25 protein-coding genes and 2 riboswitches are annotated in these 26,421 nt (G+C 37.7%); of the genes, 17 read left to right on the top strand and 8 right to left on the bottom strand.

All coding sequences use genetic code 11. From position 1 onward, the window contains the following. Window positions 1-8: 8 nt before the first annotated feature. Window positions 9-134: riboswitch (FMN riboswitch) on the top strand. 125 nt (window positions 135-259) lie between these two features. Next, window positions 260-385: riboswitch (FMN riboswitch) on the top strand. Between the two features lie 193 nt (window positions 386-578). The 11 genes from ribE to ACQKMI_RS06165 all read left to right on the top strand — a co-directional run bounded on the left by ribE (window position 579) and on the right by ACQKMI_RS06165 (window position 10,435). Beyond that, complete coding sequence (ribE, locus tag ACQKMI_RS06215) at window positions 579-1,217, top strand: riboflavin synthase (protein ID WP_427487776.1); 639 nt, start codon at window positions 579-581, stop codon at window positions 1,215-1,217. 29 nt (window positions 1,218-1,246) lie between these two features. Continuing rightward, complete coding sequence (gene ribB / locus ACQKMI_RS06210; RefSeq protein WP_427487775.1) at window positions 1,247-1,876, top strand: 3,4-dihydroxy-2-butanone-4-phosphate synthase; 630 nt, start codon at window positions 1,247-1,249, stop codon at window positions 1,874-1,876. 196 nt (window positions 1,877-2,072) lie between these two features. After that, window positions 2,073-2,540, top strand: a complete 468-nt coding sequence (gene ribH, locus ACQKMI_RS06205) for a 6,7-dimethyl-8-ribityllumazine synthase (RefSeq protein ID WP_427487774.1) — start codon at window positions 2,073-2,075, stop codon at window positions 2,538-2,540. Window positions 2,541-2,706: 166 nt separating this feature from the next. Then, on the top strand, window positions 2,707-4,167 hold the full coding sequence (locus ACQKMI_RS06200; RefSeq protein WP_427487773.1) for a spore germination protein: 1,461 nt from the start codon (window positions 2,707-2,709) through the stop codon (window positions 4,165-4,167). Between the two features lie 517 nt (window positions 4,168-4,684). Beyond that, the gene (locus ACQKMI_RS06195; RefSeq protein ID WP_427487772.1) at window positions 4,685-5,989 is read left to right on the top strand and encodes a sensor histidine kinase; all 1,305 of its coding nucleotides are present in this window, start codon (window positions 4,685-4,687) and stop codon (window positions 5,987-5,989) included. A 747-nt stretch (window positions 5,990-6,736) separates the two neighbouring features. Continuing rightward, window positions 6,737-7,276 (top strand): histidine phosphatase family protein, encoded by a 540-nt coding sequence (locus tag ACQKMI_RS06190; RefSeq protein WP_427487771.1) that lies wholly within the window; start codon window positions 6,737-6,739, stop codon window positions 7,274-7,276. A 19-nt stretch (window positions 7,277-7,295) separates the two neighbouring features. Next, window positions 7,296-8,144, top strand: coding sequence for a GNAT family N-acetyltransferase (locus tag ACQKMI_RS06185; protein ID WP_427487770.1), 849 nt, complete (start codon window positions 7,296-7,298; stop codon window positions 8,142-8,144). A 163-nt stretch (window positions 8,145-8,307) separates the two neighbouring features. Continuing rightward, window positions 8,308-8,676: a hypothetical protein gene (locus ACQKMI_RS06180; RefSeq protein WP_427487769.1), complete on the top strand. Its 369-nt coding sequence runs from the start codon at window positions 8,308-8,310 to the stop codon at window positions 8,674-8,676. A gap of 66 nt (window positions 8,677-8,742) precedes the next feature. Next, window positions 8,743-8,964, top strand: coding sequence for a DUF2829 domain-containing protein (locus ACQKMI_RS06175; protein ID WP_323646632.1), 222 nt, complete (start codon window positions 8,743-8,745; stop codon window positions 8,962-8,964). A 55-nt stretch (window positions 8,965-9,019) separates the two neighbouring features. Then, the gene (locus ACQKMI_RS06170) at window positions 9,020-9,775 is read left to right on the top strand and encodes a 3-oxoacyl-ACP reductase (protein ID WP_427487768.1); all 756 of its coding nucleotides are present in this window, start codon (window positions 9,020-9,022) and stop codon (window positions 9,773-9,775) included. Window positions 9,776-9,925: 150 nt separating this feature from the next. Beyond that, on the top strand, window positions 9,926-10,435 hold the full coding sequence (locus tag ACQKMI_RS06165) for a QueT transporter family protein (protein ID WP_427487767.1): 510 nt from the start codon (window positions 9,926-9,928) through the stop codon (window positions 10,433-10,435). A gap of 131 nt (window positions 10,436-10,566) precedes the next feature. Here the strand turns inward: ACQKMI_RS06165 and ACQKMI_RS06160 are convergent, their stop codons facing one another. From ACQKMI_RS06160 to ACQKMI_RS06150, 3 genes are all read right to left on the bottom strand, one after another. Continuing rightward, the gene (locus ACQKMI_RS06160; RefSeq protein ID WP_427487766.1) at window positions 10,567-13,698 is read right to left on the bottom strand and encodes a stalk domain-containing protein; all 3,132 of its coding nucleotides are present in this window, start codon (window positions 13,696-13,698) and stop codon (window positions 10,567-10,569) included. 465 nt (window positions 13,699-14,163) lie between these two features. Next, the gene (locus tag ACQKMI_RS06155) at window positions 14,164-15,507 is read right to left on the bottom strand and encodes a TldD/PmbA family protein (RefSeq protein ID WP_427487765.1); all 1,344 of its coding nucleotides are present in this window, start codon (window positions 15,505-15,507) and stop codon (window positions 14,164-14,166) included. 3 nt (window positions 15,508-15,510) lie between these two features. After that, on the bottom strand, window positions 15,511-16,899 hold the full coding sequence (locus ACQKMI_RS06150; RefSeq protein ID WP_427487764.1) for a TldD/PmbA family protein: 1,389 nt from the start codon (window positions 16,897-16,899) through the stop codon (window positions 15,511-15,513). Between the two features lie 240 nt (window positions 16,900-17,139). Between ACQKMI_RS06150 and ACQKMI_RS06145 the strand changes: the two genes are divergently transcribed. Next, entirely contained in the window at window positions 17,140-17,364 is a 225-nt protein-coding gene (locus ACQKMI_RS06145) for a transcriptional regulator SplA domain-containing protein (protein WP_427487977.1), read from the top strand. Window positions 17,365-17,439: 75 nt separating this feature from the next. On the opposite strand, the gene ACQKMI_RS06140 is transcribed toward ACQKMI_RS06145, so the two are convergent. Further along, on the bottom strand, window positions 17,440-17,889 hold the full coding sequence (locus ACQKMI_RS06140; protein ID WP_427487976.1) for an NUDIX hydrolase: 450 nt from the start codon (window positions 17,887-17,889) through the stop codon (window positions 17,440-17,442). Window positions 17,890-18,068: 179 nt separating this feature from the next. On the opposite strand from ACQKMI_RS06140, the gene ACQKMI_RS06135 reads away from it, so the two are divergent. After that, entirely contained in the window at window positions 18,069-19,004 is a 936-nt protein-coding gene (locus tag ACQKMI_RS06135) for an arginine deiminase family protein (protein ID WP_427487763.1), read from the top strand. Window positions 19,005-19,029: 25 nt separating this feature from the next. Further along, the gene (locus ACQKMI_RS06130) at window positions 19,030-20,355 is read left to right on the top strand and encodes an amino acid permease (RefSeq protein WP_427487762.1); all 1,326 of its coding nucleotides are present in this window, start codon (window positions 19,030-19,032) and stop codon (window positions 20,353-20,355) included. Here ACQKMI_RS06130 and ACQKMI_RS06125 read toward each other — a convergent pair. Then, window positions 20,352-21,125: a YqcI/YcgG family protein gene (locus ACQKMI_RS06125; RefSeq protein ID WP_427487761.1), complete on the bottom strand. Its 774-nt coding sequence runs from the start codon at window positions 21,123-21,125 to the stop codon at window positions 20,352-20,354. The two genes, ACQKMI_RS06130 and ACQKMI_RS06125, sit on opposite strands and share 4 nt — an antisense overlap. 1,034 nt (window positions 21,126-22,159) lie before the next feature. Here ACQKMI_RS06125 and ACQKMI_RS06120 point away from each other — a divergent pair. Together ACQKMI_RS06120 and ACQKMI_RS06115 are read left to right on the top strand one after the other, a co-directional pair. Next, window positions 22,160-23,023, top strand: coding sequence for a GNAT family N-acetyltransferase (locus ACQKMI_RS06120; RefSeq protein ID WP_427487760.1), 864 nt, complete (start codon window positions 22,160-22,162; stop codon window positions 23,021-23,023). An 11-nt stretch (window positions 23,024-23,034) separates the two neighbouring features. Then, window positions 23,035-23,436 carry a GNAT family N-acetyltransferase gene (locus ACQKMI_RS06115; RefSeq protein WP_427487759.1) on the top strand — a complete coding sequence of 134 codons (402 nt, stop codon included), beginning with the start codon at window positions 23,035-23,037 and terminating at the stop codon, window positions 23,434-23,436. A gap of 51 nt (window positions 23,437-23,487) precedes the next feature. Here the strand turns inward: ACQKMI_RS06115 and ACQKMI_RS06110 are convergent, their stop codons facing one another. Further along, the gene (locus ACQKMI_RS06110) at window positions 23,488-23,925 is read right to left on the bottom strand and encodes a MarR family winged helix-turn-helix transcriptional regulator (RefSeq protein WP_427487758.1); all 438 of its coding nucleotides are present in this window, start codon (window positions 23,923-23,925) and stop codon (window positions 23,488-23,490) included. A gap of 121 nt (window positions 23,926-24,046) precedes the next feature. Here ACQKMI_RS06110 and ACQKMI_RS06105 point away from each other — a divergent pair, with 121 nt between their 5' ends. After that, the gene (locus ACQKMI_RS06105; protein ID WP_427487757.1) at window positions 24,047-24,634 is read left to right on the top strand and encodes an NAD(P)H-dependent oxidoreductase; all 588 of its coding nucleotides are present in this window, start codon (window positions 24,047-24,049) and stop codon (window positions 24,632-24,634) included. A gap of 41 nt (window positions 24,635-24,675) precedes the next feature. Here the strand turns inward: ACQKMI_RS06105 and ACQKMI_RS06100 are convergent, their stop codons facing one another. Together ACQKMI_RS06100 and ACQKMI_RS06095 are read right to left on the bottom strand one after the other, a co-directional pair. Next, window positions 24,676-25,746: a HAMP domain-containing sensor histidine kinase gene (locus ACQKMI_RS06100; protein WP_427487756.1), complete on the bottom strand. Its 1,071-nt coding sequence runs from the start codon at window positions 25,744-25,746 to the stop codon at window positions 24,676-24,678. Next, window positions 25,743-26,420, bottom strand: a complete 678-nt coding sequence (locus ACQKMI_RS06095) for a response regulator transcription factor (RefSeq protein WP_427487755.1) — start codon at window positions 26,418-26,420, stop codon at window positions 25,743-25,745. The genes ACQKMI_RS06100 and ACQKMI_RS06095 overlap by 4 nt, the downstream gene beginning before the upstream one ends. Window position 26,421: the final 1 nt, after the last annotated feature.

Below are 26,421 nucleotides of genomic sequence, written 5' to 3'. Positions count from 1 at the left end.
TAAATAAAAATATCCTTCAGGGTAGGGTGAAATTCCCAATCGGCGGTGATGAAGCAATTCAAAGTCCGTGAGCGCAAGCTGATTTGGTGCAAATCCAAAACCGACAGTTATAGTCTGGATGGGAGAAGGGTAAAAGTAAGAGCTTTTTAAATTCACTTGAGTTTATAAGGTTTATTTGAGTATGCTTTTATGTAAACTGCTTCCCGTCGTTTAAGTTGGGAAGCTTTTTTGTTTTATTTAGCTAACGAATTGAATAGCAGTAGTTCTTCGGGGTAGGGTGAAATTCCCAATCGGCGGTGATGAAGTAATTCAAAGTCCGTGAGCGCAAGCTGATTTGGTGCAAATCCAAAACCGACAGTGATAGTCTGGATGGGAGAAGAACGATGAGATGTAGCCTAGGGAAAAAATTTGTATCCTTAAGGTTTATTTGTTGACGTCTTATTTATATGAACTCCCAAACCCCTTTAATCAAAGGGGTTTTTTGTTTGAACAGAAATTTTTGAATAAGGGAGGAGGTACATAGGACTCCGAAAGCGGAAGAGAAAAGCTTGGACCAATGAATGAAAGTGGGTGAATAAATGTTTACAGGAATTGTTGAGGATATTGGCACCGTAAAAACCTTGCAAAGCGATCGACAAAGTATGAAAATCACCGTTATTTCAAAGAAAATGGTAGAGGATGTAAAGCTCGGGGACAGTATTGCGGTCAATGGTGTTTGTTTAACAGTCATATCTTTTAATGATCAGGAGCTTACGATGGATGTAATGCCCGAAACGGTAAAGGCAACAAATCTACAGCAGCTAACAATAGGAGATCCGGTAAATTTAGAGCGCGCTATGTCAGCGAATGGGCGATTCGGTGGTCATTTTGTATCCGGACATGTAGACGGAGTAGGGAAAGTAATACGAAAGCGGCCGTTAGCAAATGCAGTCTATATTGATATAGAGCTATCAAAGGAGTTAACGAGCTTCTGTATTCCAAAGGGCTCCATCACAATTGACGGAACGAGCTTAACACTCTTTCATGTCGAGAAAAATAGTGTCACAGTATCACTGATACCCCACACATACAAGGAAACAATTTTAGGGTTGAAGAAGATGGGGGATCTTGTCAATATAGAAACCGATTTAGTAGGAAAATACATTTTGCATCAACTTAAGTGTGGACAGAAACCGCCGACCATTACAAGAAACTACTTAGCTGAAAACGGATTTTAATCAACATTATTGAACAGGAGGTGGCGATATTGCTACATTCGATTGAAGAAGCAATTGAGGATTTAAAACAAGGGAAGATGATTATTGTAGTTGATGATGAGGACCGAGAAAACGAAGGGGACTTATTAGCGATTGCAGAATTTATGGCGCCTGAAACGATTAACTTTATGGCGACCTATGGAAGAGGTCTTATTTGTACGCCGATATCACAGCAGCTTGCACAAAAATTAGCATTAAAACCTATGGTTAGTATTAATACAGATAATCATCAAACCGCATTTACCGTTAGCATAGATCACTTAGACACAACAACTGGAATTAGCGCCTTTGAACGGGCAATGACAATACAAAAAATGCTAGAGCCACAAGCGAAAGCTGCAGATTTTCGTAGACCAGGTCATGTCTTCCCGTTAATAGCAAAGGACAATGGTGTATTAGAACGTAGAGGACATACGGAAGCTACAATAGATTTGGCAAAGCTTTGTAATAGCGTTCCTGCAGGAGTTATATGTGAAATTATGGGCGACAATGGCAAAATGCTACGCTTTAATGATCTCGTTAAATATGCAGCACAACATCGTTTAAAAATGATTTCCATAGAAGCATTGGCAACATATCGCCGTCAACAAATAATGGAAGAAAAAACAATGACTATATAAAAAAGGCTATCACCAAAAGTTGGGGGAAGTTCATTTTAAAACGTATACCATGTATATAGTCGATTTTCGTTACGGCTGGGAGACTCCTTGGGGATCAGTGATAGAGGAACGAAGGCTAAAAACATCACGTCCTGTGAGCCGGAACGGAAATCAACCATACGATATGGTGATGAGCCATAAAAAGGAGATAAGAAAAATGGGTAACACTTTTGAAGCACAATTAATTGGTACGGATTTAAAAATAGCAGTAGTAGTAGGTCGTTTCAACGAATTTATTACAAGTAAATTATTAGACGGTGCATTAGATGGTTTAAAGCGTCATGGAGTGGATGAGAATTCTATCGACGTAGCATGGGTTCCAGGAGCATTTGAAGTTCCATTCATCGCGAAACAGTTAGCTGAAACAAAGAAGTATGATGCAATTATTGGATTAGGTACGGTAATTCGTGGCTCAACAACACATTATGATTATGTATGTAATGAATCAGCAAAAGGAATTGCCAATGTGTCACTAACTACAAATGTACCTGTTATTTTTGGCATTGTTACTACTGAAAGTATTGAACAAGCAATTGAACGCGCAGGGACTAAATCAGGAAATAAAGGCTACGACGCAGCAATGTCTGCAATTGAAATGGCAAATTTAAAGAAGATGATTGGATAACTCTTGCTAATAATAGGTTGGAATTTTACCGCTAAATTATTCTGACAAAGCATTTTAAACAGCATATATCCCTGAATATTTTTTAAAAGCATGGAGAAAATATCCGTAAGTGTATTTATGTTAATTTCATAAATGTACTAATTTGGAGCTGGCTCAGTAGGAGATGATGGATATTTCTTCAATGGAACAAGAGTTAAATTTGAAATCTTTGAAGTCATTATTTCAACGCTCTGCTGATGTGGTATTTCAGGAGTATTTCTTTCAGCAACATAAAGTACATTTGATAAAATGTGAAGCGATGATTAATGAGCGGTTACTGCAGACCGTTATTGTGCAACGAGTTCAATCCTTATTTACTGCAACATCGGATGAATTGTTAGCGGAACATATACAAAATCATTTACACATTCCACATCTTCAGAGAATAACAAGTAAAGATGAGGCCATCACAAGAGTCTATAAAGGACATGTTTTACTATATTTCGAAGATATGGATTTGCTGTATTCAAGTTATATCGCTAAAAAACCAAATCGAGAGCCTAAAGAAACAACTGTTGAATTAGTTGTCAAAGGTCCGAGAGATGATTTTACTGAGGATGTATTAATTAATATTGCTCTAATACGAAAACGATTACCGACTAATTCATTAAGTGTTGAGACATATGAGCTTGGCACACGATCCAAAACAACCGTAGCTGTACTTTATTTAGAAGATGTCGTAAATAAAACGATGCTTGAGAAAATAAAATTACAGCTCCAGCGAGTTGATGCAGATGTTATATTTAGTGGGGATATATTGATGGAAAGAATTGAGCAGAGCGATAAAATTCTACCTAAACATGATTATACTGGACGCCCGGATTTTGCTGTACAAGCCTTAAGTAGAGGGCGTATTATCATCATAGTCGATGGGGTATCATATGCCATTATTACACCTACTAATGTAATGTTACTTTTTAAATCAGGTGAGGATAATGAGTATCCGATTCTTGTAAGCTCTATGGAGCGTTTACTACGAATAGTGGCTATTTTAATAAGTGTACTTTTACCAGGTTTTTGGCTTGCACTTTCAACCTACCATCAAGAGCAATTGCCATCCATCCTATTGGCAACAGTTGTTGAATCAAGAACGGGACTCCCATTTCCAACTATCCTTGAAATATTATTGATGCTTTTTATGTTTGAAATATTTCGGGAGGCAAATATACATCTTCCCAATGTTATCAGTGGTTCCATAAGCGTTGTCGGGGGATTAATTATTGGAGATGCAGCCATTAAATCGGGTGTTACGAGTCCTTCCATGATTGTCGTTATAGCTACGTCAAGTATTGCAGCTTTTACACTTGTCAATCAATCCATTGTATCAGCAATGAGTATTCTCAGGATAATCATTGTTTTAGCATCTGGCTTTTTGGGGTTATTTGGATTCTTTATTTCAGTGTTTTTCATACTTCTTTATATTGCAAATTTACGAGTATTAGGCGTTCCGTACTTAAATATGGGAGCAGATTTAGATTGGCAAGACATTAAAAAATCTTTAGTTCGCCTATCTCCTTCAGGTTATCGTAAGCGACCGAAATTTTTAAATGTACAGGATGAGACAAAGACATCGAGTAGGAAAAAATAAATATTTAGAATGAAGAGATCAGGTCTTTTATAGGCCTGATCTTTTTATCATTTTCTGACAGACGACTCCAATTTCAAAAATGGGGAGGAAATAGCACGAAAAGTAGGGTGCGATAAATGTAGATAGGTGATAGTCAAAACTTGCTTGTGATGATAAACTAAGAACGAATATTCTTATTTAGAGAAGCGAAGAATCCTGAAACGTATTTGGAACAGTGTGTTTAAGATTAATGTAAAGGGGTAAATATAGCCATTGTCGTTTCAAACTTCTAAATTTCTTACTTCTCTGCATATGATTTTCAGCAGGAAGAGTGATTCACTACGCAAATAATGATTTTAAAACAACCGTAAAAAAAGAAGTATATTGTAGTATAATAGGTAAGATATGAAATTGTTTCCTTGGTTGAAAATATGACATGATGTCAACTACGACTAACGATTTTTTTATGTAATGTGAAAGCCAAGCTCAATTAAATTAAGACATAATTCATGTCTAAGATGAGGAAGTACCAGTTTGTATGAAAACACGAAAAATAAAACTAATTATAATATTATCAACTCTCTTATTAGTATTGTTTACAAGTATAAACATCTTTACATCCTATATAAAAATGAAAAAGACAGTAGAAGAGTCAATAGCGAACCAAAGTCTGGAATCGGCTATTTCTATCGCATCTTCTATTGATGTAGAGGCGTACAAACAATTTTTAGATAACCCCGAGAAAAACGAATACTATTGGCAATTAAGAAGCTACTTAAACGATGCAAGAGTAAAAATAGGTGCTTTATTTGTTTATACATTAGATATTGAAAATCCAAAGGTATCCAAAGCAATGATCATGGGTGTACCAAATGAAGTTGAAGGCTTTGATATCGGAATGGACTGTACAGTACCCGAGACACAAGTGCAAAAAGCTTATAATGGAGAAACATTTGCAACAGATGTAATACTAGATTCTGTATATGGCTCCTACTTAACTGTTGGTGCACCGATTAAGGATGAAACAGGAGAGGTTATTGCATACTTAGGCATTGATATTAGTGCAGACACATTAAATGACATTAAGGGAAAAGTGATCGAAGACAATCTTTTTATCTTTATTTTTAATGGTGTACTCATTTTAATCGTGATCGGCTCTGTTTTCTTTTTACAGAGATGGTATCAAAAAGAAGTGGCAGAAGAAGTTGGAGCAACAGAAAATACATATCAAGCGGAAATTAAAACTTTAATCACTTCCGTGTCCTCTTTAAGACATGATTTCACAAATCATATACAAGTATTGCATGGATTTCTACAATTAGACGAACCTGAACAGGCAAAACAATATTTATCTTCACTGTCTAAAGAAGTTCATGCTATTAAGTCTCTTAAATTAAATATTGATCATCCTGGCTTGGCGATTTTATTGCAAACGAAAAAACTAACGGCACAAAATCATAATATTGATATGGATTTCACAGTCTCTGAGGATGCATTCAATAAAATTAAAACTACGGATTTAATCAAAATCTTATCGAATTTAATAGATAATGCGATTGATGCTGCAAATGAATTACCGGAAGAACAACGTAAAATAACAATTTGCTGTAAAGCAGATGACTCGCAATATAAATTTAAGGTTACAAATACCGGACCAAATATAGTAGAAGCAGGGCAAATATTCAAGCGAGGATTTTCCACAAAGAAACCGGAGAATGGTAAAACAAGAGGGCAAGGCTTGTTTATTGTGAATGAAATAGTCAATAAGTACGACGGTCAAATTTCTATCGATTCATCAATACATTTAGAGACAACCGCAATAGTAACTATTCCAATAAAGTAAAATTCGAAACTTCCTACAGAAAACTGTAGGAAGTTTTTTTTGGACAATATTCTCATTGAAATATTCCCTAATATTGTAACGCTTTAAATGAGGGTGATTTCCGTTCTAGGTTTCTCGCTTTCACACAGACAACCCCCCTTTGCTGAAGTTTCGCTTTCTTACAATAAATTAAAATAACATACCATAAAACACATACTACGAGGGATGGTTGATCTTCGTTACGGCTGGGCGACTCCTTGGGGATCAGCAATAGAGGAACGAAGGCTAAAAACATCACGTCCTGTGAGAGCGACTTCGTGACCAACATCATGTTGGCCCGAGACCCTGGAGCGAGCAGGTAGGGGAACGAAGGCTAAAACCATCACGTCCTGTGATAACGCCTTCGTGACCAACATCCTGTTGCTGCCGCTACGTTGCACTGCGCTTTCGCACAAAAAACATCTGTTGCCCCAAGCGGCTCATCGGACGCCCCCAGGAAGCTCTGCTCTGCGCGAAAGCGAAGTGTCAGCGGCAAATGTTTTATCTGTGCGAAAGCGAAGCGTCAGCAACAAAGCGCCCAGTCGGAACGGAAATCAACTACTTGTTTTGCCGAAGAGCCAAACTTTATGAAATAAGATACCTTAATTCATTGACACAATAGTTTATTGTGCGAAAAGCAGATTCAACTTTCACTTTTACATTTTTTGAGTAATTCATTTCATATAGTACTCATAATCAATGGTATTCTATTAGGGGGAGTTGAAATATTTGGATAAATCAATCCTTGATTTATTGAAAAAGGGTGGATTTGTTTTGTATGCAAGGCATGGTCAAGCGACTGTCGGGGTAGATCAGCCATATTTAAATTTTCAAGATTGTGTTACGCAAAGAATTTTGTCTGAATTTGGGCGAAGGCAGGCCGTTTACTTTGGGCAACTGCTACGTCATTTACAAATCCCGATTAGTTCACCAATAGTCGTAAGTCCTTTTTGTCGTACAATTGAAACGGCACAGCTCGCATTTCCTTATTCTTATATCCAAATTAACCCAATTGGTTATGAAATTTATAAATTGGGTGGGAATATTCCTTTGGTTGAAAAGACAAGTATATTATCAAATCTGCAATCAGTGCTAGAAAGAAAGCCACCGCAGGGAACGAATCAAGTGATTATCGCCCATAGCTTTCCTGAAGATGTTGGATTAGGGGAGATTTCGAACATGGGAATGGTTATTGTGAAGCCAAATGGTCCTGGAAATGGTTATGAAATCATAAAAAAATTAACTTTAGAAGATTTATCACTAAATTAACGTAGGGATGGGTGAAATCATGGAAATAAAAACAGTCTCACAGTGCACGTTAAATGAAACTTTAAAAGCTTGGAATAAAGGTTTTGAGGGGTATTTTGTACAAATAGAAATGAATGCAGAGGTGTTTTTAAACCGACTCGTTGGAGAAGGACTATCCCCAGAGCTATCTATCGTCGCATTTGATCATAATAATCCTGTTGGCATTGTATTAAATGGATTTAGACTAATGGATGGTAAGAAAACCTCTTGGAATGGAGGAACAGGCATCTCTCCAGACTATCGCGGTAAAGGTGTTTCGCGTGTTTTAATGGAAGAAACCATTGCCCTCTATGAAAGAGAGAATGTAGAAGTTGCAACGCTTGAAGCTATAAAAGAGAATAAAGTAGCAATTGCGTTATATGAAAAGTATGGCTATACAATAACAAATCAATTGTTCTTTTTAAGTGGCGAATATGAAGCAAAAGTAGAGCAGCCAGTCGTAATTCATGTAGAAACGATTCGGCCAGAAGAGCTGCAGCATTTATCTTTTTATCAGGAAGATGTCCCTTGGCAATGTAGCTGGCAAAGCAATAAACAAGGAGAAGCTAAAGTTTTTTATAACGAGAATAATGAAGTGATTGGCTATATGCTGTATAGAACAGTATGGGATATGGATGGTGCCATCGATAGCATAGTGCTTTATCAATTAGAGTTATTAGGGAATGGCAATGTTGAACTTATTCCACACTTTATCGCAAGCATTACAAAACACAAAGTAAAACTGGCAACAGTTAACTTTTTAGCAAGTAATCCAGCAACGAGCTATTTGACGGAGAATGGGCTTGAAGTGAAGACAGAGCAAGTGCAAATGAAGAAGAAAATAGATTAATAGTTTGCGAGGTGAGAAGAGAAGAGTGAATTTCTGAAGGCTTCAACGTTAAGATAGGCAAAATTATGTTGCTTAAATTTCGGGAGATATAGACGGCCAATGTCGGTGAATTTAAATTGAGCTGCAGTTGTTCCAGATAGTTAAAAAAAGAAGGTGTTTTGTTATGAGGAAAATGCTCATATGTAATTTACTAATATTATTATTGGTAGGTTGTACACCAGCTATAAATACTAATCCTACTGCGAAATCTATCCTTAAAGAACATTCTCAGGCGGATATTCTTCAGTATAATAATTTGATTTATATTAATGCTACAAGCTTGGAATCAATGCAACAATTTGAATATACGAAGTGTGAGAGGATAGGGGAAATTATTAAAACTACAAATTCCTCTAAAAATTTCAAGGATTTTTATGCTACTAAACTGGAAAGTGGAACAAAGATTTTCTCTACAAATGATAATAATACTTATACAATCATTGCGGAAATAAATGGGCAACATATACTTTATACTGTTTTGCTTGAGGGCTAGGTTGTAAACAATTGAGAATTCCAGTATACTAATCCGATAAAGAATGTAAATAAAGGATGAATTTAAATGACGTTTGAAGAGATTTTACCACGCTTAAAGGCGGGAGAAAAAGTAATTCGTAAAGGTTGGGGCGGTGCCGAATTATATGTGAAGCTTGTTGGACAAAGCGAACATGATGGTGAGACTTTGAATCCTTATTTTTTAATTAATGTACGTGGTGAGGGCTATACAATGTTCACACCGACAGTCTGTGATTTATTAGCGGAAGATTGGATAATTGTTAATTAAACGGAAGAGCCATCTCAAATGAGGTGGTTTCTTTGTTTTTAGAGGAGAGAGATCAATGACGTTTGAAGAATATAAGGGCAAAACGGTATTTGTGACGGGGGCTTCTTCAGGTATTGGTCAAGCCCAAGCTATTGCATTTTTAGAAAATGGAGCAAACGTATTCGGGTTTGATTTAGAGGAGCAAGGGTTAGGAAATCTATATCACCAATACCCTGAACAATTTGCCTATAAAGTAGGTAGTGTATGCAATAAGGACGATGTAGAGCAAGCATTTGAAGCTGCAATTTCAATCTTTATGCAAGTAGATATTTTATTAAATACTGCAGGCGTTTTAGATGGCTTTGCAAAAACGCTTGATACAGATGAGGCGCTTTGGGATAAAATTATGAATACCAATGTAAAGGGTACTTTTTTCGTGACGAATACGATATTACCCCATATGGTAAAACGAAAATCAGGCGTCATTGTTAATATGGCATCTATTGCAGGGCTTGTTGCAGGCGGTGGTGGTGCAGCGTATACAGCATCTAAACATGCGATTGTCGGCTATACCAAACAGCTCGACTTAGATTATTGTCGTGAAGGAATTCGCGCCAATGCCATTGCACCCGGGGCCATTCAAACACCGATGAACAAGGCTGATTTTGAAGGTGATGGAGAAATCGCAAAATGGGTCGCTAAAGAAACGCCTGCTGGACGCTGGGCACAACCAAGTGAAGTGGCGAGTTTAACACTTTATTTGGCTAGTCAATCAGCTGATTATATACACGGTGCAATCATGCCGATTGATGGTGGATGGCTTACTAAATAGTATTGTTCAATCGTAAATTCTTCTATATAATATGCAAGTAAGCAAAATTCAGCTTGCACTGCGGCACTTCAGATAGGGCAAAAGCTCTCTTCCTTTGGCCGTAGTTATTACTAAAATAGCGGATGTGCTATTTTACAAAGGAGAATAAAATTGAATACATCTATTGTAAAAAATTCAAGCCGTACTTCTGTAACTGAGCTTACAAAGACGGCACTTGTTGCAGCTTTATATGTGGCTGTAACTGTTTTATTGTCAGTCATAAGTTTTGGGGCAGTTCAACTACGTTTATCGGAGATGTTTAACTACCTGGCCCTATACAACAAACGCTATGTATTAGCCGTGACTCTAGGAGTAGTACTCGCAAATTTTATGTCACCAACGTGGATATTAGATGTGCCGATTGGTGGAATTGCGACATTTCTCGTTTTAATTCTTTGTCGAAGAGTAACGAAAAATATAACAAATGATCTTGTGAAAATGGTTATAACTGCATTGATTTTTGCTATATCAATGTTCACCGTTGCAGGACAATTAACAATCCTCTATGATCTTCCGTTTTGGGCAACATGGTTTACGGTTGGCGTTGGGGAGCTATTGTCAATGACTGTTGGTGGTATGACTATTTATTTATTAAATAAAAAAATCGATTTATCAAAATAATTTCATTAAGCTCTTATAGAAACAGTCGAAGGACAAATGAGCTGCGCTGCGCACAACAAGAAGGGACCCCTCTTATGGTACTTGAAGTACCACCGGAGGAGTCCCTTTTTGTGATGCATTTTGCTTATCTCTTAAAGTTTAGTGTCAGATGGGGCAGACTTTGCCTCTTCTGACGGGGGATCAACTTGTTTAGACTGAAGTATGAACTGAGTAGACGGTAAAGATAACATATTTAAACTTCCACTTCCCGATTTGGCTACGGTCATTACTACAGCTTGATAAGTAGTATCAGTATTGATTTTAGTTCCAAATGCATCAAACATATTTATAGATGCACCTTTGGTATTTTCGTTCGACTTGAATGATGTGTAGTTTTGTGGATTGACATTATTCGCATCCGATAACTTGAAGTTTGCTACATCTTTTGATTGAATCAAGAATACTCGATATTCTGATACGTTGTTTTCATTGCCTACTTTATCAAAGCTAATCCGTATGTCTTCGTAGGTGCCAGTATTCCTCGCGGAAGAAAGACTTACATTAGTTACTGCTTCTACTGCGGCAGAATTGGTTAACGTAATATCATTCGAAGTGCCAGACAATGTAACTGTGCCGGCTGAACTGCCTTTTCCAACTGACAATACGTAGACGTTATATGGCGTACCGTTAGTGATAGAATTCCCATCTATATCCGTTGCCTTAACATTAAGAACCTGGTCAGTACTGCTGCCAGAAGTACTTACTGCAGTATAGTTTGGAAATTGGACGTTGCTTGCTATTGAAGTATTGAATGGTTTATTTTTAGGTACTACCATAATTCGATATTCGCTTATATTCGATGCATCAGATGCATGATTGAACGATACCTGTAAATCACGGCCATCTCCAAAATCATTTACATCGCTTGCCTTAACATTGCTGACCGCTTGAACAGCTTTGTTCTTAGTAAGTGTAATCACCGATGAATCAGAAGATAGAGCATTGACGCTTGAAGAATTTCCATTCGCTACAGTCAGTACGTAAACACGGTAGCTTGTGCCTTCCGTAATGTAATTACCGCGAACATCTCGAGCCCCATCTAACGTTCTAGTTAGCGATTTATTTCCGCCTTTGCTTTCTGTGATGTAATAAGAGCTACTATTGGCTTGTGATAGGCTGAAGCTGCTGTAATAAGCTGTCGGTACGACAAAAATCCGATATTGATTGACATTTGTTTCATCGGAAGGCTTCGTGAACGATACCTGTAAATCACGGCCATCTCCATAATCATTTACATCAGCAACAGTCAGATTGGTTACAGCTTGCACATTGTAGTTCCTACCGAGCGAAATCGTTGACGTTGGCGCGGACAGCGCATTGCTGCCGGAATAATTGCCATTGCCTACCGAGAGAACATAGACACGGTAGCTAGTTCCTTCCTTGATATAATTGCCGCGCACATCGCGAGCATTTTCCGAGAGCGCCTGCCCGTAATTGTTATATCCTGACTTGTTCACAGTCGTATAATTACTGCTGGATACATTATTAGCATCCGACAGACTGAAGCTACTGTAATACGATGTTGGTACAACCATGATGCGATAGTGACTAATATTAGACTCATCCGCCGCTTTAGTGAAAGAGACATAGAGATCACGACCGTTGCCATAATCATTCACATCGCTGGCATAGAGATTCGATACAGCACCTACATTGCTGCTATATAGCGTAATCGCATTGGAAGCAGACGATAACACGTTATTGCCTGAGTTCGTAGCTACTGCCATTACGAATATACGATAACTGACCCCATTCTGAATGGCATAACCGTCTGTATCTCGTGCGCCTGAAGAGAGAACCTGAGTAATATTGTAGCCTGACTTATTCACCTGCGTGTAATAAGAGCTGGATAGACTGTTCGCCTTCGTCAATGTGAAGTTCGAATAGTTGCTAGCTCTTACAACAAAGATCCGGTAAGAGCTGATGTTAGACTCATTGGATATTTTGTTGAAGCTAACTCGCAGATCGCGTCCGTCTCCATAGTCGTTGACATCATCAACTTGAGTAATAACAGGAGTAGCCACTGTATTTGGACTAAGTGTTGCTGATGAAGAAGCAGATGACAGCTTATTAACAGCTGAATCAGTGCTGCTAACTGACAAGACGAATGCTGTATAAGGTACGCCGTTCTTAATGGAATCACCGGCAGTATCACGTGCTGAGGAAGACAGAGTTCCTGTCATCGTACCGCCGTTGCTCCCCGATTTATACATTGTCGTATAGTAGCTACTGGATAAATTATTCGCAGTAGTAAGACTGAAATTGTTAGCGTCCTTAGTCTTTACGATAATCACACGGTAATTCGAAATATTGTTGTCATTCTGCGGACGAGTGAAGCTAACCGAGAGATCGCGTCCGTCGCCGAAATCGCTAATATCGCTAATTTTTACATTTGTTACTTCTGCAACAGAAGACATGTTCGTTAGGGTAATCTTCGGAGAAGACTTCGATAATACGCTGGAATAAGAACCCTTCCCAACTGCAAGTACATAAGCTACATAAGGCTGGTCATTTCTAATATAGTCTCCGTCCACATCCCGTGAACTCTGGGATAATGTTAAGGAACGATCCGAGCCAGTAGGCGATACTTTCGTATAATTTGAAGCGGAGACCTTCAGGGCCGACGCTTGATTGAAGCTTTTTGAAGCTTTCACAACGAGAACTCGGTAATGATCCACAAGTGATTCAGTAGACGATTTGGAGTAGCTAACCTCCAGGTCACGCCCATCTCCTTGATTACCAATATCTCTAACCGACACATAGGTCGCTGGAGAAATACTGATATTGCTTGGAGTGTCAGATTTAATAGATACGATCTGCTTATACGAGTTCCAGTCAACATCCTGACCAAGCGCTTCACTAACAAAGCGTACTGGCACCATTGTTCTGCCTTTCAATATCTGTGCTGGTACATCTAGCGTAACTCTCTCGCCATTAATAGTAGCTACCTTCGATTTAATCTTGAGAACTACCGTTGTATCTCCTTTAATCGCTGTAACGGTTTGATTCTTTCGATCCCAATCCACGCTTGCATCCAATGCCTCAAAGATTGCTCTAAGCGGCAGCATAACGCGCCCTTGAACCATCACTGGCGGCTGGTCAGTCTTTAATTGAACCCCGTCTACATAAATCGTGATGGCCTTTGCCGCTTGAGCGGTCGCTGGCTGCAGCAATATCGGTACAATAAGTATCGCTGCAAGAAACAAAGTCCAAATTTTCTTCATAAATTCCACCCCTCCTAATGCCTTTATATTAATCTGGCATGATTTCTATCATTGCATAATTAGTACGTACCAATAGGTATAAAAGTTTCACATTTTTACCTATGTAAGAAAATTTAACCGATAAGTTAATACAGTCAACCTTATTGAGCGTTTTCCTATATGAAATAATAAATGTAACCTCGACGTATTATTCATAGTACGAATGGAGGGGAATACATTTCTTGATTATAAAATGCATCGTTATGTAGGGCCGATGACTTTCTTCTATAAATGGGGTTCAGGTTACCAGAACATATAACCGCCGCGGCGAAAATGCTTTCTATTATCCCAATCAAGCAGGATGACAAGAACAATAGCAATTCAGCTGCAATCAAAAAAGCTTGTCGCAATGATTAGCGACAAGCATTGCTGAGAAGTACCGTATGTCCTAGCTTAATTTATATTATGTGAATCGCTTTTTCTATTTTATTCCACCGTCACTGATAGCTCCTTCACAAGGAGGGTAGGGGAGCCGTACCCATCTGGTAGGAAGTAAAGCTCTGAACTAGTTTCTTCGATATCATTTAAGAACTCAAAAAAGTTTCCGGCTATTGTCATTTGCTTGACAGGGGAGACAATTTTGCCATTTTGAATATGGAATCCTGAAGCTGCAACCGAAAAATCACCAGAAACTGTATTCGTACCAGAATGAAGCCCTGATAAATCTGTAATAAGTACTCCGTCAGTAACCGAGTTAATTAACTCATCTTGAGATTTCTGACCAGTCGAAATATATAAATTTTGGGGCGCAATAGATAAAGTACCTTTGTAGGAGTCTTTATGTGCATGCCCAGTTGTTTTACAACCGTCCTTTTTCGCCGTTTTTCTATTATGCAATAATGTTTGGAGTGTGCCATCTAAAATAATTGCCTGCTCTTTTGTCGCAACACCCTCTCCATCAAAACTTGCTCCAGACAAAGCAGCCGGATGGAATGGAGCATTCAGCAATGTAATAACCTCTGACGCCACTTTTTGTCCGACCTTTCCATTTAATAAGGATTGGCCTTTTTGAGCATTTTCAGCTGAGAGTATCGGCATAAAGGTACTTAATAATGATGCTGCCGCGTCTGAGCGTAGGACAATTGGATATTTGCCAGCTGGAATTGATTTTTCACCTAAATTCGTAAGAGCTTCCTCAGCCGCTTCTTTTGCAATATCATCAGCATTAAGAGAATGAAAATCACGTGTCATTTTCAAATAACCACCTGTTTTCAGTTCCTCACCTTCTTTTACAACCGTGGAGAGGAAAATAACTAAGCCATTCTCCTTATGTGATAGGGCAAGGTTTTTACTATTCGTTAATGAACGTTCAGTAGTATATTCTTGAAGGAAACAGTAATCAAGTGTTACAATGCGCGAATCGTAGGCACGGATTTTTTGTTCAATTGAACGGAGCAGCTCTATTTTTTCAGGAATTCCGATCGTCTCTAATTCTTCATTGTAAAATTCATGTGGCGTGTATTCATTACTGCCTTCAAAAATATCTATGCCCTCATCTTCATCTAGAACGTCTGCATTTGCTTTTACACTGTTGATTAAAAAGGACATCGAATCATCGTCTAGTTTTTCTGTATAGGCGTAGCCCATTTTTCCGTTATGCAGCCCACGTAGACTTAGGCCTCCATCCTCAGACGTTTCATAGCTATCAATTTGTCCTTCGTAAAGCATACACTTAAAAGTATTTTTCCGTTCATAATAAACTTCAGCCTCTGTAAAACCGGCTTCTATCGCCTGATCTAGTAGTTTTTCTTGATATTCAGCAATGTTCATCAATTATTCCCCCTTTGTTCCTCCAACTGTCATTTCGCTAACACGAATCATCGGCTGACCAACATTGACAGGAAGACTACCACTAATGGATCCGCACATGCCGGCACCATGCGCAAGATTATTTCCAACGCGATCAACTAGCTGCAATGTTTTTGCTCCGTTACCTATTAGTGTTGCACCACGTACAGGACGATCGATTTTTCCATCCTTCACAATATAAGCTTCCATAACCGCGAAGTTATAGTCACCAGTCGATGGATTTACTTGACCGCCACCCATATATTTTGCATAAATTCCATATTCGGTAGATGCAATAATTTCCTCAGGTTTAGATGTGCCTGGAGCGATATATGTGTTCGTCATTCGAGATGTTGGATTGAAACGATAGGATTGGCGACGTGAAGATCCAGTTGGTTCAGCATTCATACGGCGCGCATTAAATTTATCAATCATGTAGCCTTTTAAAATTCCATTTTCAATTAAGATGTTTTTTCGTGTTTTTTCCCCTTCATCATCAATGTTAAGGGAACCCCATTCGTTTGGAAGTGTGCCATCATCAATATATGTAACAATATCAGGGGCAACTTTTTCACCAAGACGATTTGCAAAAACGGAATTGTTTTTCGCGACTGCTGTAGCCTCAAGTCCATGACCACAAGCTTCGTGAAATATAACACCGCCAAATTCATTATCAATGATGACTGGGAATTTTCCGCTAGGACATTCATCGGCATGAAGCATTGTGACCGCAATACGTGCAGCTTCACCAGCATAGTGCTCTAAATCTAGATTTTCGATAAATTCAAAGCCAGCATGTGCGCCAGGACCGTAGAAGCCAGTTTGCATTTCTTTGCCCTCGGAGGCAGTTGCCTGGATGGCAAGTCGACTATGAATACGCGTATCTTCTACAAATTTTCCTTCTGAGTTGGCGATTAAAACATGCTGCTCTTCGTCAAAATACCGAACTTTAACTTGACTGATGCGTTCATCATAATTTCTAGCAATGTCATTAGCCTGTCGCATGATTGTTGCTTTTCTAGCATGTTCCACACTGTTTGGTAGAATGATAATGTTATGAATAGGTGTAATAATTTCTTTTTTTAGTGGTTGAATCGTCCCGGTAGCACCTCCTTTAATGGCAAGTGCTGCTCTTTTTGCTGCTGCTAGTAAGCCTTCCTCTGAAAAATCGTTTGTGTAAGTGTAGATGCTCTGAAGACCAGAAAAAATTCGTATACCAATGCCAAAGTCACGTCCAGAAATACTTTGTTCAATTTTTCCACTTTGCAATGTACATTCATTGACAAACTTATCCTCGATGAAAACTTCGGAAAAATCGCCACCTGTTGAAAGCGCAGCTTCAAGTACATTTTCAATAACTGATTGTTTAATCATATTTCCTCCTCCTTTTCTCAAATGTACCAAATAATCAGAATGTTCAGTGGTAATATATTAGGATCAAATATAGTGAAATTTATCACACAAATTAATATATATTCTAATTGAAACGTTTTATGATAGGAGCAGTGGTAGGTGGGGAATATTTTTAATGAATATCTACAGGGAAATCAAAAATTAATTATAATTTCCTTCTTCTTACACCAAACTGAAGGAAAATCAGAGGAAGGTGATGGGATGAAGCAGCAATATAATGCAGGAGATATTGTCTACATTTTTTATCGAAACCCACAATTTCAGGAAGTAGCGAACATACAGGAAGCGGCAGTTGTGAATAATCCGGATCATCCAAATGAACTGGCGCTTTTTCTATTTGAGAATTATTATCCAATAACAAATGATATTCTAATGTTTACAAGCGAGATGGATGCTGAGCAAGCTTATCATCAGTATTTTCATTGATGAAGCTTATATTCAACTGCTTTTCAACACGCTAATGAGAGAAAACAAATTATATTCGTTTAATAAGTTTTCTCTCTAAAGCTTATTAACTAACTGTGATACATACGGTTCAATATATCTACTATCGATTCCATCTGGTAATTTTAATAGTGAGAAATATTGCATTGTCTCTGATTCTTTATAATCAATTACTAAATCTCCTTTAACATTTCTCGTATAATAGACGGCTGTAACGGAGTAGAATTCATCCCCATTAGAAACTTTAAGGTAAAAATCTGGACCAGAAAAAATATCTAATAACTTTAGGTCCTCTATCATCAAACCTGTTTCCTCTAACACTTCTCTTTTTGCGGTATCTTCTAAGCTTTCTCCTAATTCCATCAAACCACCTGGAAGCCCCCAACCTCCACCATATCTCTTTTGTAACAATACCTCATTCTCATTATTTAAGATTAATACAACTGCACCTGGCAAAATAATGGGGTGATGACCAACATATTGTCGTAAAAATTTATAGTATTCCATCGTTTCACTCATTTCTAATTGAATAAATTTATCTGTCCTTGTTTTAATTACATAAATACCAGTTATTTCCTCCTTTGGATTTTAATTATGCTGATCTCCATTTACACATTGTCTGTATAATCCCAGTTTTGATGGTAACGCTAAGCTGAGGATAGTCATTCAAAAAGGGGAGAATCTATTTGGACTCATTTCAACCGAATTGTTGGTCGGAGCATGGAGAGCTTGAGGTTGTTATGCTTTGCGCGCCTACAAAATTAGATGTAACAGATTTAACAATAGCTGAAAATGTAGGATGGAGTGCTACTGTCAATCACGTAAAAGCAATGGAGAATTTCATGGAATTAAAGACGACGCTGGAAAATGCGGGTGTCAAGGTGATTGACTATTCGAAAGAGCTAATAAATGATGAGAAAACTGTAAGTGAGCAGCTTATAAATAGGTACTTTGTACGCGATCTAGCCTGTGTTTTAGGAAAAAGTATGTTCCTTGGAGAGGCGGGTAGCTCGCTAAGGCGTCCGGAGTATCCACATGCGCACGCATTATTAGAAAAGTGGTTTCCAGAAAAAATCTTAAACGTTAAACAACCGTCAACTGCTTTAGAATGTGGAGATGTGATGATTTTAAATAGGGATGCTGTGCTTATTAATATTGGTATGAGAACAACGTTAGAGGCTGTAGAAAGTATTAAGGATAGCATCTTCCAAGAAGGATTTTCTGAAATCGCGATCATTGATTTGCCAAGACGCTCCGATACACTTCATTTAGATATGAATTGTAATGTGGCAAACGCGAATCTAGTAATAGCTAAAAACTTTATGCGTTATTTTCCTGTACATGTATTCACACCTCAAACAAGTCGTTTCGAAATGACCGAGCAATTTGTAAATCATCATGGCTTGGATGTTTACTGGCTTGAAAAATATAATACAATCCCTGATATCAATTTTATCAATCTGAATCCCGAAACACTGTTGATTAGTAAGCAGGCAACGAAGCAACAATGGACGAAGCATCCATTATTGCAAAAAAAGAATTTGATAGAAATCGAGGTCACAGAGCTTGAAAAAGGCGGTGGTGGAATTCGGTGCATGACATTGCCACTAGTAAGAAAGTAAGCAAAAGGCAGGAGGGTTGATCAAAATGACATCTAAAACAAGTAAAGGGAGGTTGTCTTGGTGGCAGCTTTCGCTTCTCGGTATAGGTTGTACACTAGGTACAGGATTTTTTCTTGGAACAAGTATGGCCATACATAAAAGTGGTCCTGCTGTTTTAATTCCTTTTCTGTTAGCTGCGATTGCTACGTATATCGTCTATGATGCTCTTGTTAAGATGTCAGTTGACAATCCCGTTAAGGGTTCATTCCGTACGTATGCAAAGCAAGCTTTTGGAAATTGGGCAGGATTTAGTAATGGCTGGATTTACTTGATCTCTGAGATGCTTATTATGGGTAGCCAATTGACGGCGCTTGGAATTTTTACAAAGCTTTGGTTTCCAATGCTTCCTTTATGGGGTGCTGCATCTATTTATGCTGCACTTGGATTAGCCGTTATTCTTATGGGCATGAAGGGCTTTGAAAAATTTCAAAATATTTTTGGTGCGTTAAAGGCTGCAGCAGTTGTCATGTTTATTATAATAGCGGTAGTGTTAATTATAAAAGGGTTTAACACGGATTCAGCAGCACTTGATGCAATGCATGTAAATTATGAAGAATTTTTCTCGCAAGGTGTGAAAGGAATTTGGCTTGGACTGCTATATGCCTTTTATGCATTTGGAGGAATTGAGGTTATGGGTTTAATGGTCATTGATTTAAAAAACCCTAAAGAAGCGCCGAAAGCCGGCAAAGTGATGATTATTGCAATTACTGTCATTTTTATAATAGCTATTATGCTTGCCTTAGCGCTTGTTTACTGGAAGGGCTTTACTATTGAGGAAAGCCCGTTTATTACAGTGCTTAATGGTTTTCATATACCTTTTGTTGCAGATATTTTTAATGGCGTTTTAATTATTGCTGGTTTTTCAACAATGGTAGGCTCTTTATATGCGGTTATAACAATTCTGATTACATTGGCAGAGGATCATGATGCCCCGACTTCTCTGGCGAAGAAGGGGAAAATGAAGATTCCATTTCCTGCATTTCTCTTTTTAGCTTGTGGTTTAATCATAACAATTGTTATAGGCTTCCTCATGCCAGAAAAGATTTTTGAATATTTGATTACAGCTGCAGGTTTAATGCTGATTTATAATTGGCTCTTTATTTTAGTGACCTATATGAAGCTAATGAAGCTGTCGAAGTGGGGGTATGTGAAGAATGGAATAGGCATGTTGCTCATTGTGGTGACAGTGTCTGGAACGTTAGGGGAAAAAACAAGCAGACTCGGTTTTTTCGTGAGCCTGCTTTTTATTATCTTAATAGGGATTGCGACTTGGATTGTCATGAAAAGGCAAAAACAAAGTAAGAAAGCTTAATGTTCTTTGTTCTGTGGAAAGATCAGAGAATTTTGCATACGTAAAAAAGGACATTTCGATGGGCTACGATTATCATCGCTTAAAAAATATTGCTTCCATTCATAACTACCTTCTTGCCCGTACCATTTTAAATCAGTATGAGCGGGAATAGCATCGTATTCTGTAATCCGTTGATGAATAAGCTTCTTTAATTTTCGACCAAATACCGTTGAGTCGTTCATATCTTCAAATATCCAGCGTGGCTGGAATGCCATTAATAAAGTTGAGAAATGACGACTCTTTCTTAATTTGTGTGCGGGAGTTGCACAAGACACAAAATAAGGCTCACCGTTAAAACAAAATTCCCATTCATGGTGCGATGGATCGGTTGGAATTTCCTTTGGCCAATCGATATCATCAAATTTAGTTAAATTGTTTAAAACTGACCAAAATAAATTATTATAATCCGCAACATTATAGTTTTTATGCATATCATTAGGGGTTTTGAAGAAAATGGTATGTGTTGTATAGTTGCCGAATGTTTGACAGTGCTTATCGTATTCCTTTAAGCATAGTGCTAACGTCTTTATCGATTGTTCCTCTCGTGGATCTCCGATAAAACTATAACGAAGATGGTTCGATAAAAAACCTTTTCTTGCTGGAATACAGGGGAACGTATTGGCTTCATCTGCAACCATGGCAGCGAAGTCGGTATATGCTGACTGTTGCCATAATGGAAGTGTTTCAAAATGTTCTTCTATCCACTTCTTGTCTAACACTGCTACTTCCACTTGAGTCTCCTCCTTCTTACATCTTTATATTATTAAATAAAGTGCAGATGAGTGACGATGTATTGGCATAACGTTTTCTAACTAGGATCATTACCATAACGTGTAGTTGATTTCCGTTCCGACTGGACGCTTTGTTGTTGCTGTCGCTACGCTTTCGCACAGATAAAACATTTGCTGACGCTTCGCTTTCGCACAGAGCAAAGCTTCCTGGGGGCGTCCGATGAGCCGCTTCGCTTCGCTGCAGGGTCTCGGGCCAACAGATGTTTTCTGCGCGAAAGCGTAGTGCTAACGTAGCGGCAGCAGCACCGAGGTTGGTCACGAAGGCGTTATCACAGGATGTGATGGTTTTAGCCTTCGTTCCTCTATTGCTAATCCCCGAGGAGTCGTCCAGTCTCCACTCCAATCAACTTATATGCATGACATACGTTTAGCAAAATGTCATCCCTAATTGCCGATGTGAATCAATTTATTAGAAATCATTTATATGGCTCAGTACTATAACGTGTATCCTCTGGCATAGCACTTCAATTTTCAGCAACAACAGGTCTATGCAAAAGCGAAGTGGTGGCACAAAGTAGGGAAGAGGTTTAATGCTCACCAGCAGGAAAGCGTGTAGCGGAAATCTCCATCTATAGCGCCAAACATTCTCAATGGTTTCTCTGCCATTTTTTTTCAGCACTAAAAAGGAGTAGCCCTGATCATAGGGCAACTCCTTTCCGTTGTTGAAGACTAGTATGTTAATGAAATTAAGTATGTCCCTCCAGCAAAATGAGAGGCTGATTTTTGTTCTCCGATTGGGCGTTTTCTTGGGGGGGTCCAGTCTCCAATCAACTTATACGCATGACATACGTTTAGCAAAATGTCATTTCTAATTTTTGTGAAACGCAAATTAATAGTTTCAATTTTATTTATATTAGAAAACAAGATTAATGATATGATAAAGTCCTAATATTTCAATTATTTAACATAAAGATTATTTATTAAGTGTTAAAAATTAAGAAGTTGAAAAGAATCAAAGAAAGGGGGGCAGGTATTTGAATTCACCTACTATAAAATTAACAAAGCGGATGTTAAGGATCATAAAGAATGCGGAGAAAGAAGCCTCATCTTCACCGCTTAAATTGTTACTACCAATTCATTTTCTACTTGCTTGTTTAAAAGAAAAAGAGGGGGCACTTGGTGAAATAGTTTTAAAATGTACTATAGATGAAGCCTCATTAAGAACCTTGGTTAATGACTTTGATCAAAAATCAGAAAAGAAAGTTACAAGCCATAGCTTATTTTCTGTTCCAGTATCAAATGATGTTTTAACAGTATTGGAACAAGCAATTTGCTATATGCAAAACTATAACCAGGTTTATTTAAATGAAGGTCACTTACTTAAAGCACTAATAAAGACGAATATGCTCGGGGAATTCGTTTCGGAAGAAGATATGAAACTGATTTTAAAGCTAGGTACCACTTCGAGGGATATGGTTACTCATCTTCACATTTACAATTTCCCAGAAGCGATTTCTACTAATATTCGTAGAGTCAATCGTGATGATAAGAACAAGCTCATTCATTTCGTAGAAAGTCATTTTTCACAAGAGTGGTCAGAAACGATTGAGGGTGCATTTTTAAATACTACACCTTCTATATATGTAGCTTTTGATGATAAGGGAGATCTTGTCGGATTTGCTGGATTTGACATTTATCAAAATAAAAAATGTTATTTTGGTCCAATGGGTGTAGCGAAATCTAATCGAGTGAAAGGGATAGGCTATTCTCTCCTCCATCATTGTTTAAAAGAAATGTATGATATGGGGTATGAATATGCAATTATTGGAGGAGCGGGTCCAATCGAGTTTTATGAACAAGCGTGTCATGCTGTTGTCATTCCTGCTACCAGCTTTTAAGGAGATGCGTTATGAATATAGTTCAAGCAAACACTATTTCTCCAACTATTAGAAAACTACTTTCTTTTGCAACTTCGGATAAAAAAGTTCAACAAGAGTATGAAAAATATATACTATTATCGAATAGGTCATTGTATAGCTTCGTAGTTGAGGGTGAAATAGTCGGTTGTATTGGGATAGAACAGAGAAGTTTATCAGAGTGTGCGATTAAACATATCGCTGTTTTAGCTGATCAAAGAGGAAAAGGCATTGGCAGTAAAATGATTAATTTTATCGCAAGTAAGTACTCATCAATTATTGCTGAAACGGATTATGAGGCTGTAGATTTTTATCGACGCTATGGTTTTTCCATAGTTAACCTAGGGGAGAAATACCCAGGTGTTGAACGCTTTCTATGTCAATATAATAAATAATGAAAGAACCTGCAATGCTTGTCTTATAGTGAAAAGCAATGCAGGTTCTTTTTATAATTTTGGATTAAAGACCTTTTCGTCAAGAATGTTTAATGCATGATGAATGTCCTCTAAATCATTTTTAGATGCATGTTGGATAAGTTGTTGAAAGCGCTCTTCTATACAGGCGAATGCTTCCTCCATTATTTTTTCTCCATCTTCCGTTAGGCGAACATAGTGCTTTCTTCGATCCTCAGTATCGCTAATTTTTTCAATAAACTTTCTTTCCTGTAGTTTTCGTAATTCACGGCTTGTATTAGGTAAGGACATATGCTGGCAATCACTGATTTCAGTAGGTGTAACTGGCTGGCTTACTTTTATATATTCTAGAATTTTATATTGTACAGGTGTAATATTATCGATTTTAACGTTTTGAGTTAGTTCGTGCGTTACTTGGTGTACCGCTGCTGTAAATGCTACGAACTGATTAAATAATTCTTTTTTGTCCAAATGGGTTCACCTCTTACTGACAAGATAACAAAAAACTTATCTTAAAACAATTATCATTTGACAACTAAAAATAGATAGTTTACTATTTTGTTATCAAATGATAAGTAATGGAGGATGCATGATGAATACATTAATTATTTATACATATCCCAATCATAAAAGTTTGAATTATGCTTTTTTACAGGAGGTTATTAAGGGCTGTCATGACAATCTTTCCATAAAGGAGACTCAAGTTTTAGATTTATACGAGGAGCAATTTAACCCGATTTTAGTATTTCATGAACATAAACGCCGTCGTGATATGTTTCGTGATCCAAAGCTAGAGAAATATCGTGAACAAATTAAGTGGGCTGATAAAATCGTTTTTGTTTATCCGATATGGTGGGGAAGACCACCAGCAATGCTTTTAGGGTATATTGATCAATTGTTTGCTGCCAATTTTGCTTACAAAGATAAAAAGGGGCTATTTCCTGATGGGCTTTTAAAGGGAAAATCAGTGGTGTGTATTTCGACAATGAAGGGGCCAACAAAATATCCACTCTTATGGCTGAATAATGCGCATAAAATATTAATGAAAAGAGCATTATTTAATTTTGTTGGCATTAAACAAGTGAAGTTTTTTGAATTTGGCAATATGGAAAGTAAGAAGGGGAGACAAAGCAAAAAACTCGAAAAAATTTATCAATATTTTAGAAAAGTAGCTTACTAGTTCATCTGCCTAATATACTCGTACAAACGAAGAAAGAATCTCTATTCCTTTGCACGAGTCATATTGGTTTCTAGTGGTAATGTTACGAAAAACGTTGTGAATTCAGCAAGCTTGCTTTCAACAGTAATTGTGCCGTTATGCATATCGACGATTTTCTTGACAATAGATAGTCCTAAGCCACTTCCGCCATTCTCAGCTGTCCTCGATTGGTCAGCCTTATAAAATCGTTCGAATACATGATTTTGTTGTTCCGTCGTTAAACCAATACCATTATCATGAATAGCTATAGTGACCGTATCTATTTGCTTCGTCATATATAGTGTAATAATGCCAGCAGCTGGCGTGAATTTAATGCTGTTGTTTAGTAAATTCATCCATACTTGATTCATTAAGTCCTCATCCGCCATTACCGAAACGTTTTCTAATTGAAGATCCATGTCGATATTTTTTGCTAGCCAATTTGGTTCCAGCGTTAGTACGACATTACGTAATTGTTTATCGAGCCGGTAATGCCTTGGCTCGAAGGGGTGATGTTGTGATTCTAACGACGTTAGCTTTAGTAAATTGTCACTAATTTTTGATAGTCGATTACTTTCCATCTCAATGATTGCTAAATAATGTAGTCGCTTATCCTCAGGGAGGTCAATGTTTTTCAATGCTTTAGCAAAGCCATTAATAGATGTTAGAGGTGACTGAATTTCATGCGATACATTCGAGATAAATTCTTGGCGCATTCTTTCCATTTCACCTAATTCGACTGCCATATGGTTGATGCCATGAATTAATTGACCGAACTGATCTTCATCTGCTTTCAGTTCTAACTTGACAGTAAAATCACCTTTAGCAATACGACTTAATGCATCTACAATTGTATTCCAATAATACCGCTGTTTTTTTAGCCCAATTAAAAAGGTGATTATGACAGAGCAAGCAAAGAGAACAAAAACACCAACTACGGTCCATAATTGAAGCCAGAAACCTTGCGGATGTTTGCCTAACCAATCATAAAGCCAGGACGTTATGTGGTAGGAAATAAAAGCAAATACGATGCTAATGGTAAGAAGAAGCATTAAAATTAAAAAAAGCTTTAAACTATTTTTTAATCTTTTCATGAAACAAGTTCCAATCGATAGCCTAGGCCACGAATTGTACGAATAACAAATCCACTTGTTTCTTGAGGGAAACGTTGACGAAGTCTTTTAATATGAACATCGACTGTACGTTCATCACCTTCATAGTCGTACCCCCAAATTTCTTCGATTAACTGTTCACGTGAAAAAGTTTTTCCAGCATAGCTTGCTAATGTAAATAATAGTTCAAATTCCTTTAAACGAAGTGTTAAAGATTCGCCATTATACAAGACTTCATGTGTATTTCGATTTAATATAATAGAGCCAGCTTCCACAAGCTGTGATAGGGAAATATGGTATCTTTTAAGAATTGATTTCACACGAACGATCAGCTCTGCTGGCTCAAATGGTTTAACAAGATAATCATCTGTTCCAAGATGAAAGCCCTTTACCTTTTGTGAAGTTTCTCCTTTTGCGGTTAACATTAAGATGGGTAGATCATCATTAAATGAACGTATTTCTTCGCATAATTCCCAGCCATCCATCCTCGGCATCATGATATCCATAATAATCATATCCACCTTATCAGAATCCAATTTGGACAGTGCATCCACACCGTCCGTAGCTTCAATTACCTCTAAACCTTCATTTTGTAAAAATACTTTAATTAATTCTCGAATATGCGCATCATCATCTACAACTAATAGTTTTGTCATG

Origin of the sequence: Lysinibacillus sp. NPDC097214 (genome assembly GCF_050277945.1) — a bacterium.
Lineage (GTDB): Bacteria > Bacillota > Bacilli > Bacillales_A > Planococcaceae > Lysinibacillus > Lysinibacillus xylanilyticus_B.
The sequence above is the reverse complement of the archived record's forward strand: the minus strand, read 5'-3'. Positions and strand labels throughout refer to the sequence as shown.

Coding starts and splice junctions, on each gene's coding strand:
- ACQKMI_RS06095 (WP_427487755.1), bottom strand. CDS start 26,420: ATGACAAAACTATTAGTTGTAGATGATGATGCGCATATTCGAGAATTA.
- ribH (WP_427487774.1), top strand. CDS start 2,073: ATGGGTAACACTTTTGAAGCACAATTAATTGGTACGGATTTAAAAATA.
- ACQKMI_RS06100 (WP_427487756.1), bottom strand. CDS start 25,746: ATGAAAAGATTAAAAAATAGTTTAAAGCTTTTTTTAATTTTAATGCTT.
- ACQKMI_RS06180 (WP_427487769.1), top strand. CDS start 8,308: ATGAGGAAAATGCTCATATGTAATTTACTAATATTATTATTGGTAGGT.
- ACQKMI_RS06115 (WP_427487759.1), top strand. CDS start 23,035: ATGAATATAGTTCAAGCAAACACTATTTCTCCAACTATTAGAAAACTA.
- ACQKMI_RS06160 (WP_427487766.1), bottom strand. CDS start 13,698: ATGAAGAAAATTTGGACTTTGTTTCTTGCAGCGATACTTATTGTACCG.
- ACQKMI_RS06150 (WP_427487764.1), bottom strand. CDS start 16,899: ATGATTAAACAATCAGTTATTGAAAATGTACTTGAAGCTGCGCTTTCA.
- ACQKMI_RS06155 (WP_427487765.1), bottom strand. CDS start 15,507: ATGAACATTGCTGAATATCAAGAAAAACTACTAGATCAGGCGATAGAA.
- ACQKMI_RS06140 (WP_427487976.1), bottom strand. CDS start 17,889: ATGGAATACTATAAATTTTTACGACAATATGTTGGTCATCACCCCATT.
- ACQKMI_RS06170 (WP_427487768.1), top strand. CDS start 9,020: ATGACGTTTGAAGAATATAAGGGCAAAACGGTATTTGTGACGGGGGCT.
- ACQKMI_RS06105 (WP_427487757.1), top strand. CDS start 24,047: ATGAATACATTAATTATTTATACATATCCCAATCATAAAAGTTTGAAT.
- ACQKMI_RS06185 (WP_427487770.1), top strand. CDS start 7,296: ATGGAAATAAAAACAGTCTCACAGTGCACGTTAAATGAAACTTTAAAA.
- ACQKMI_RS06195 (WP_427487772.1), top strand. CDS start 4,685: ATGAAAACACGAAAAATAAAACTAATTATAATATTATCAACTCTCTTA.
- ACQKMI_RS06175 (WP_323646632.1), top strand. CDS start 8,743: ATGACGTTTGAAGAGATTTTACCACGCTTAAAGGCGGGAGAAAAAGTA.
- ACQKMI_RS06200 (WP_427487773.1), top strand. CDS start 2,707: ATGGATATTTCTTCAATGGAACAAGAGTTAAATTTGAAATCTTTGAAG.
- ribE (WP_427487776.1), top strand. CDS start 579: ATGTTTACAGGAATTGTTGAGGATATTGGCACCGTAAAAACCTTGCAA.
- ACQKMI_RS06145 (WP_427487977.1), top strand. CDS start 17,140: ATGAAGCAGCAATATAATGCAGGAGATATTGTCTACATTTTTTATCGA.
- ACQKMI_RS06130 (WP_427487762.1), top strand. CDS start 19,030: ATGACATCTAAAACAAGTAAAGGGAGGTTGTCTTGGTGGCAGCTTTCG.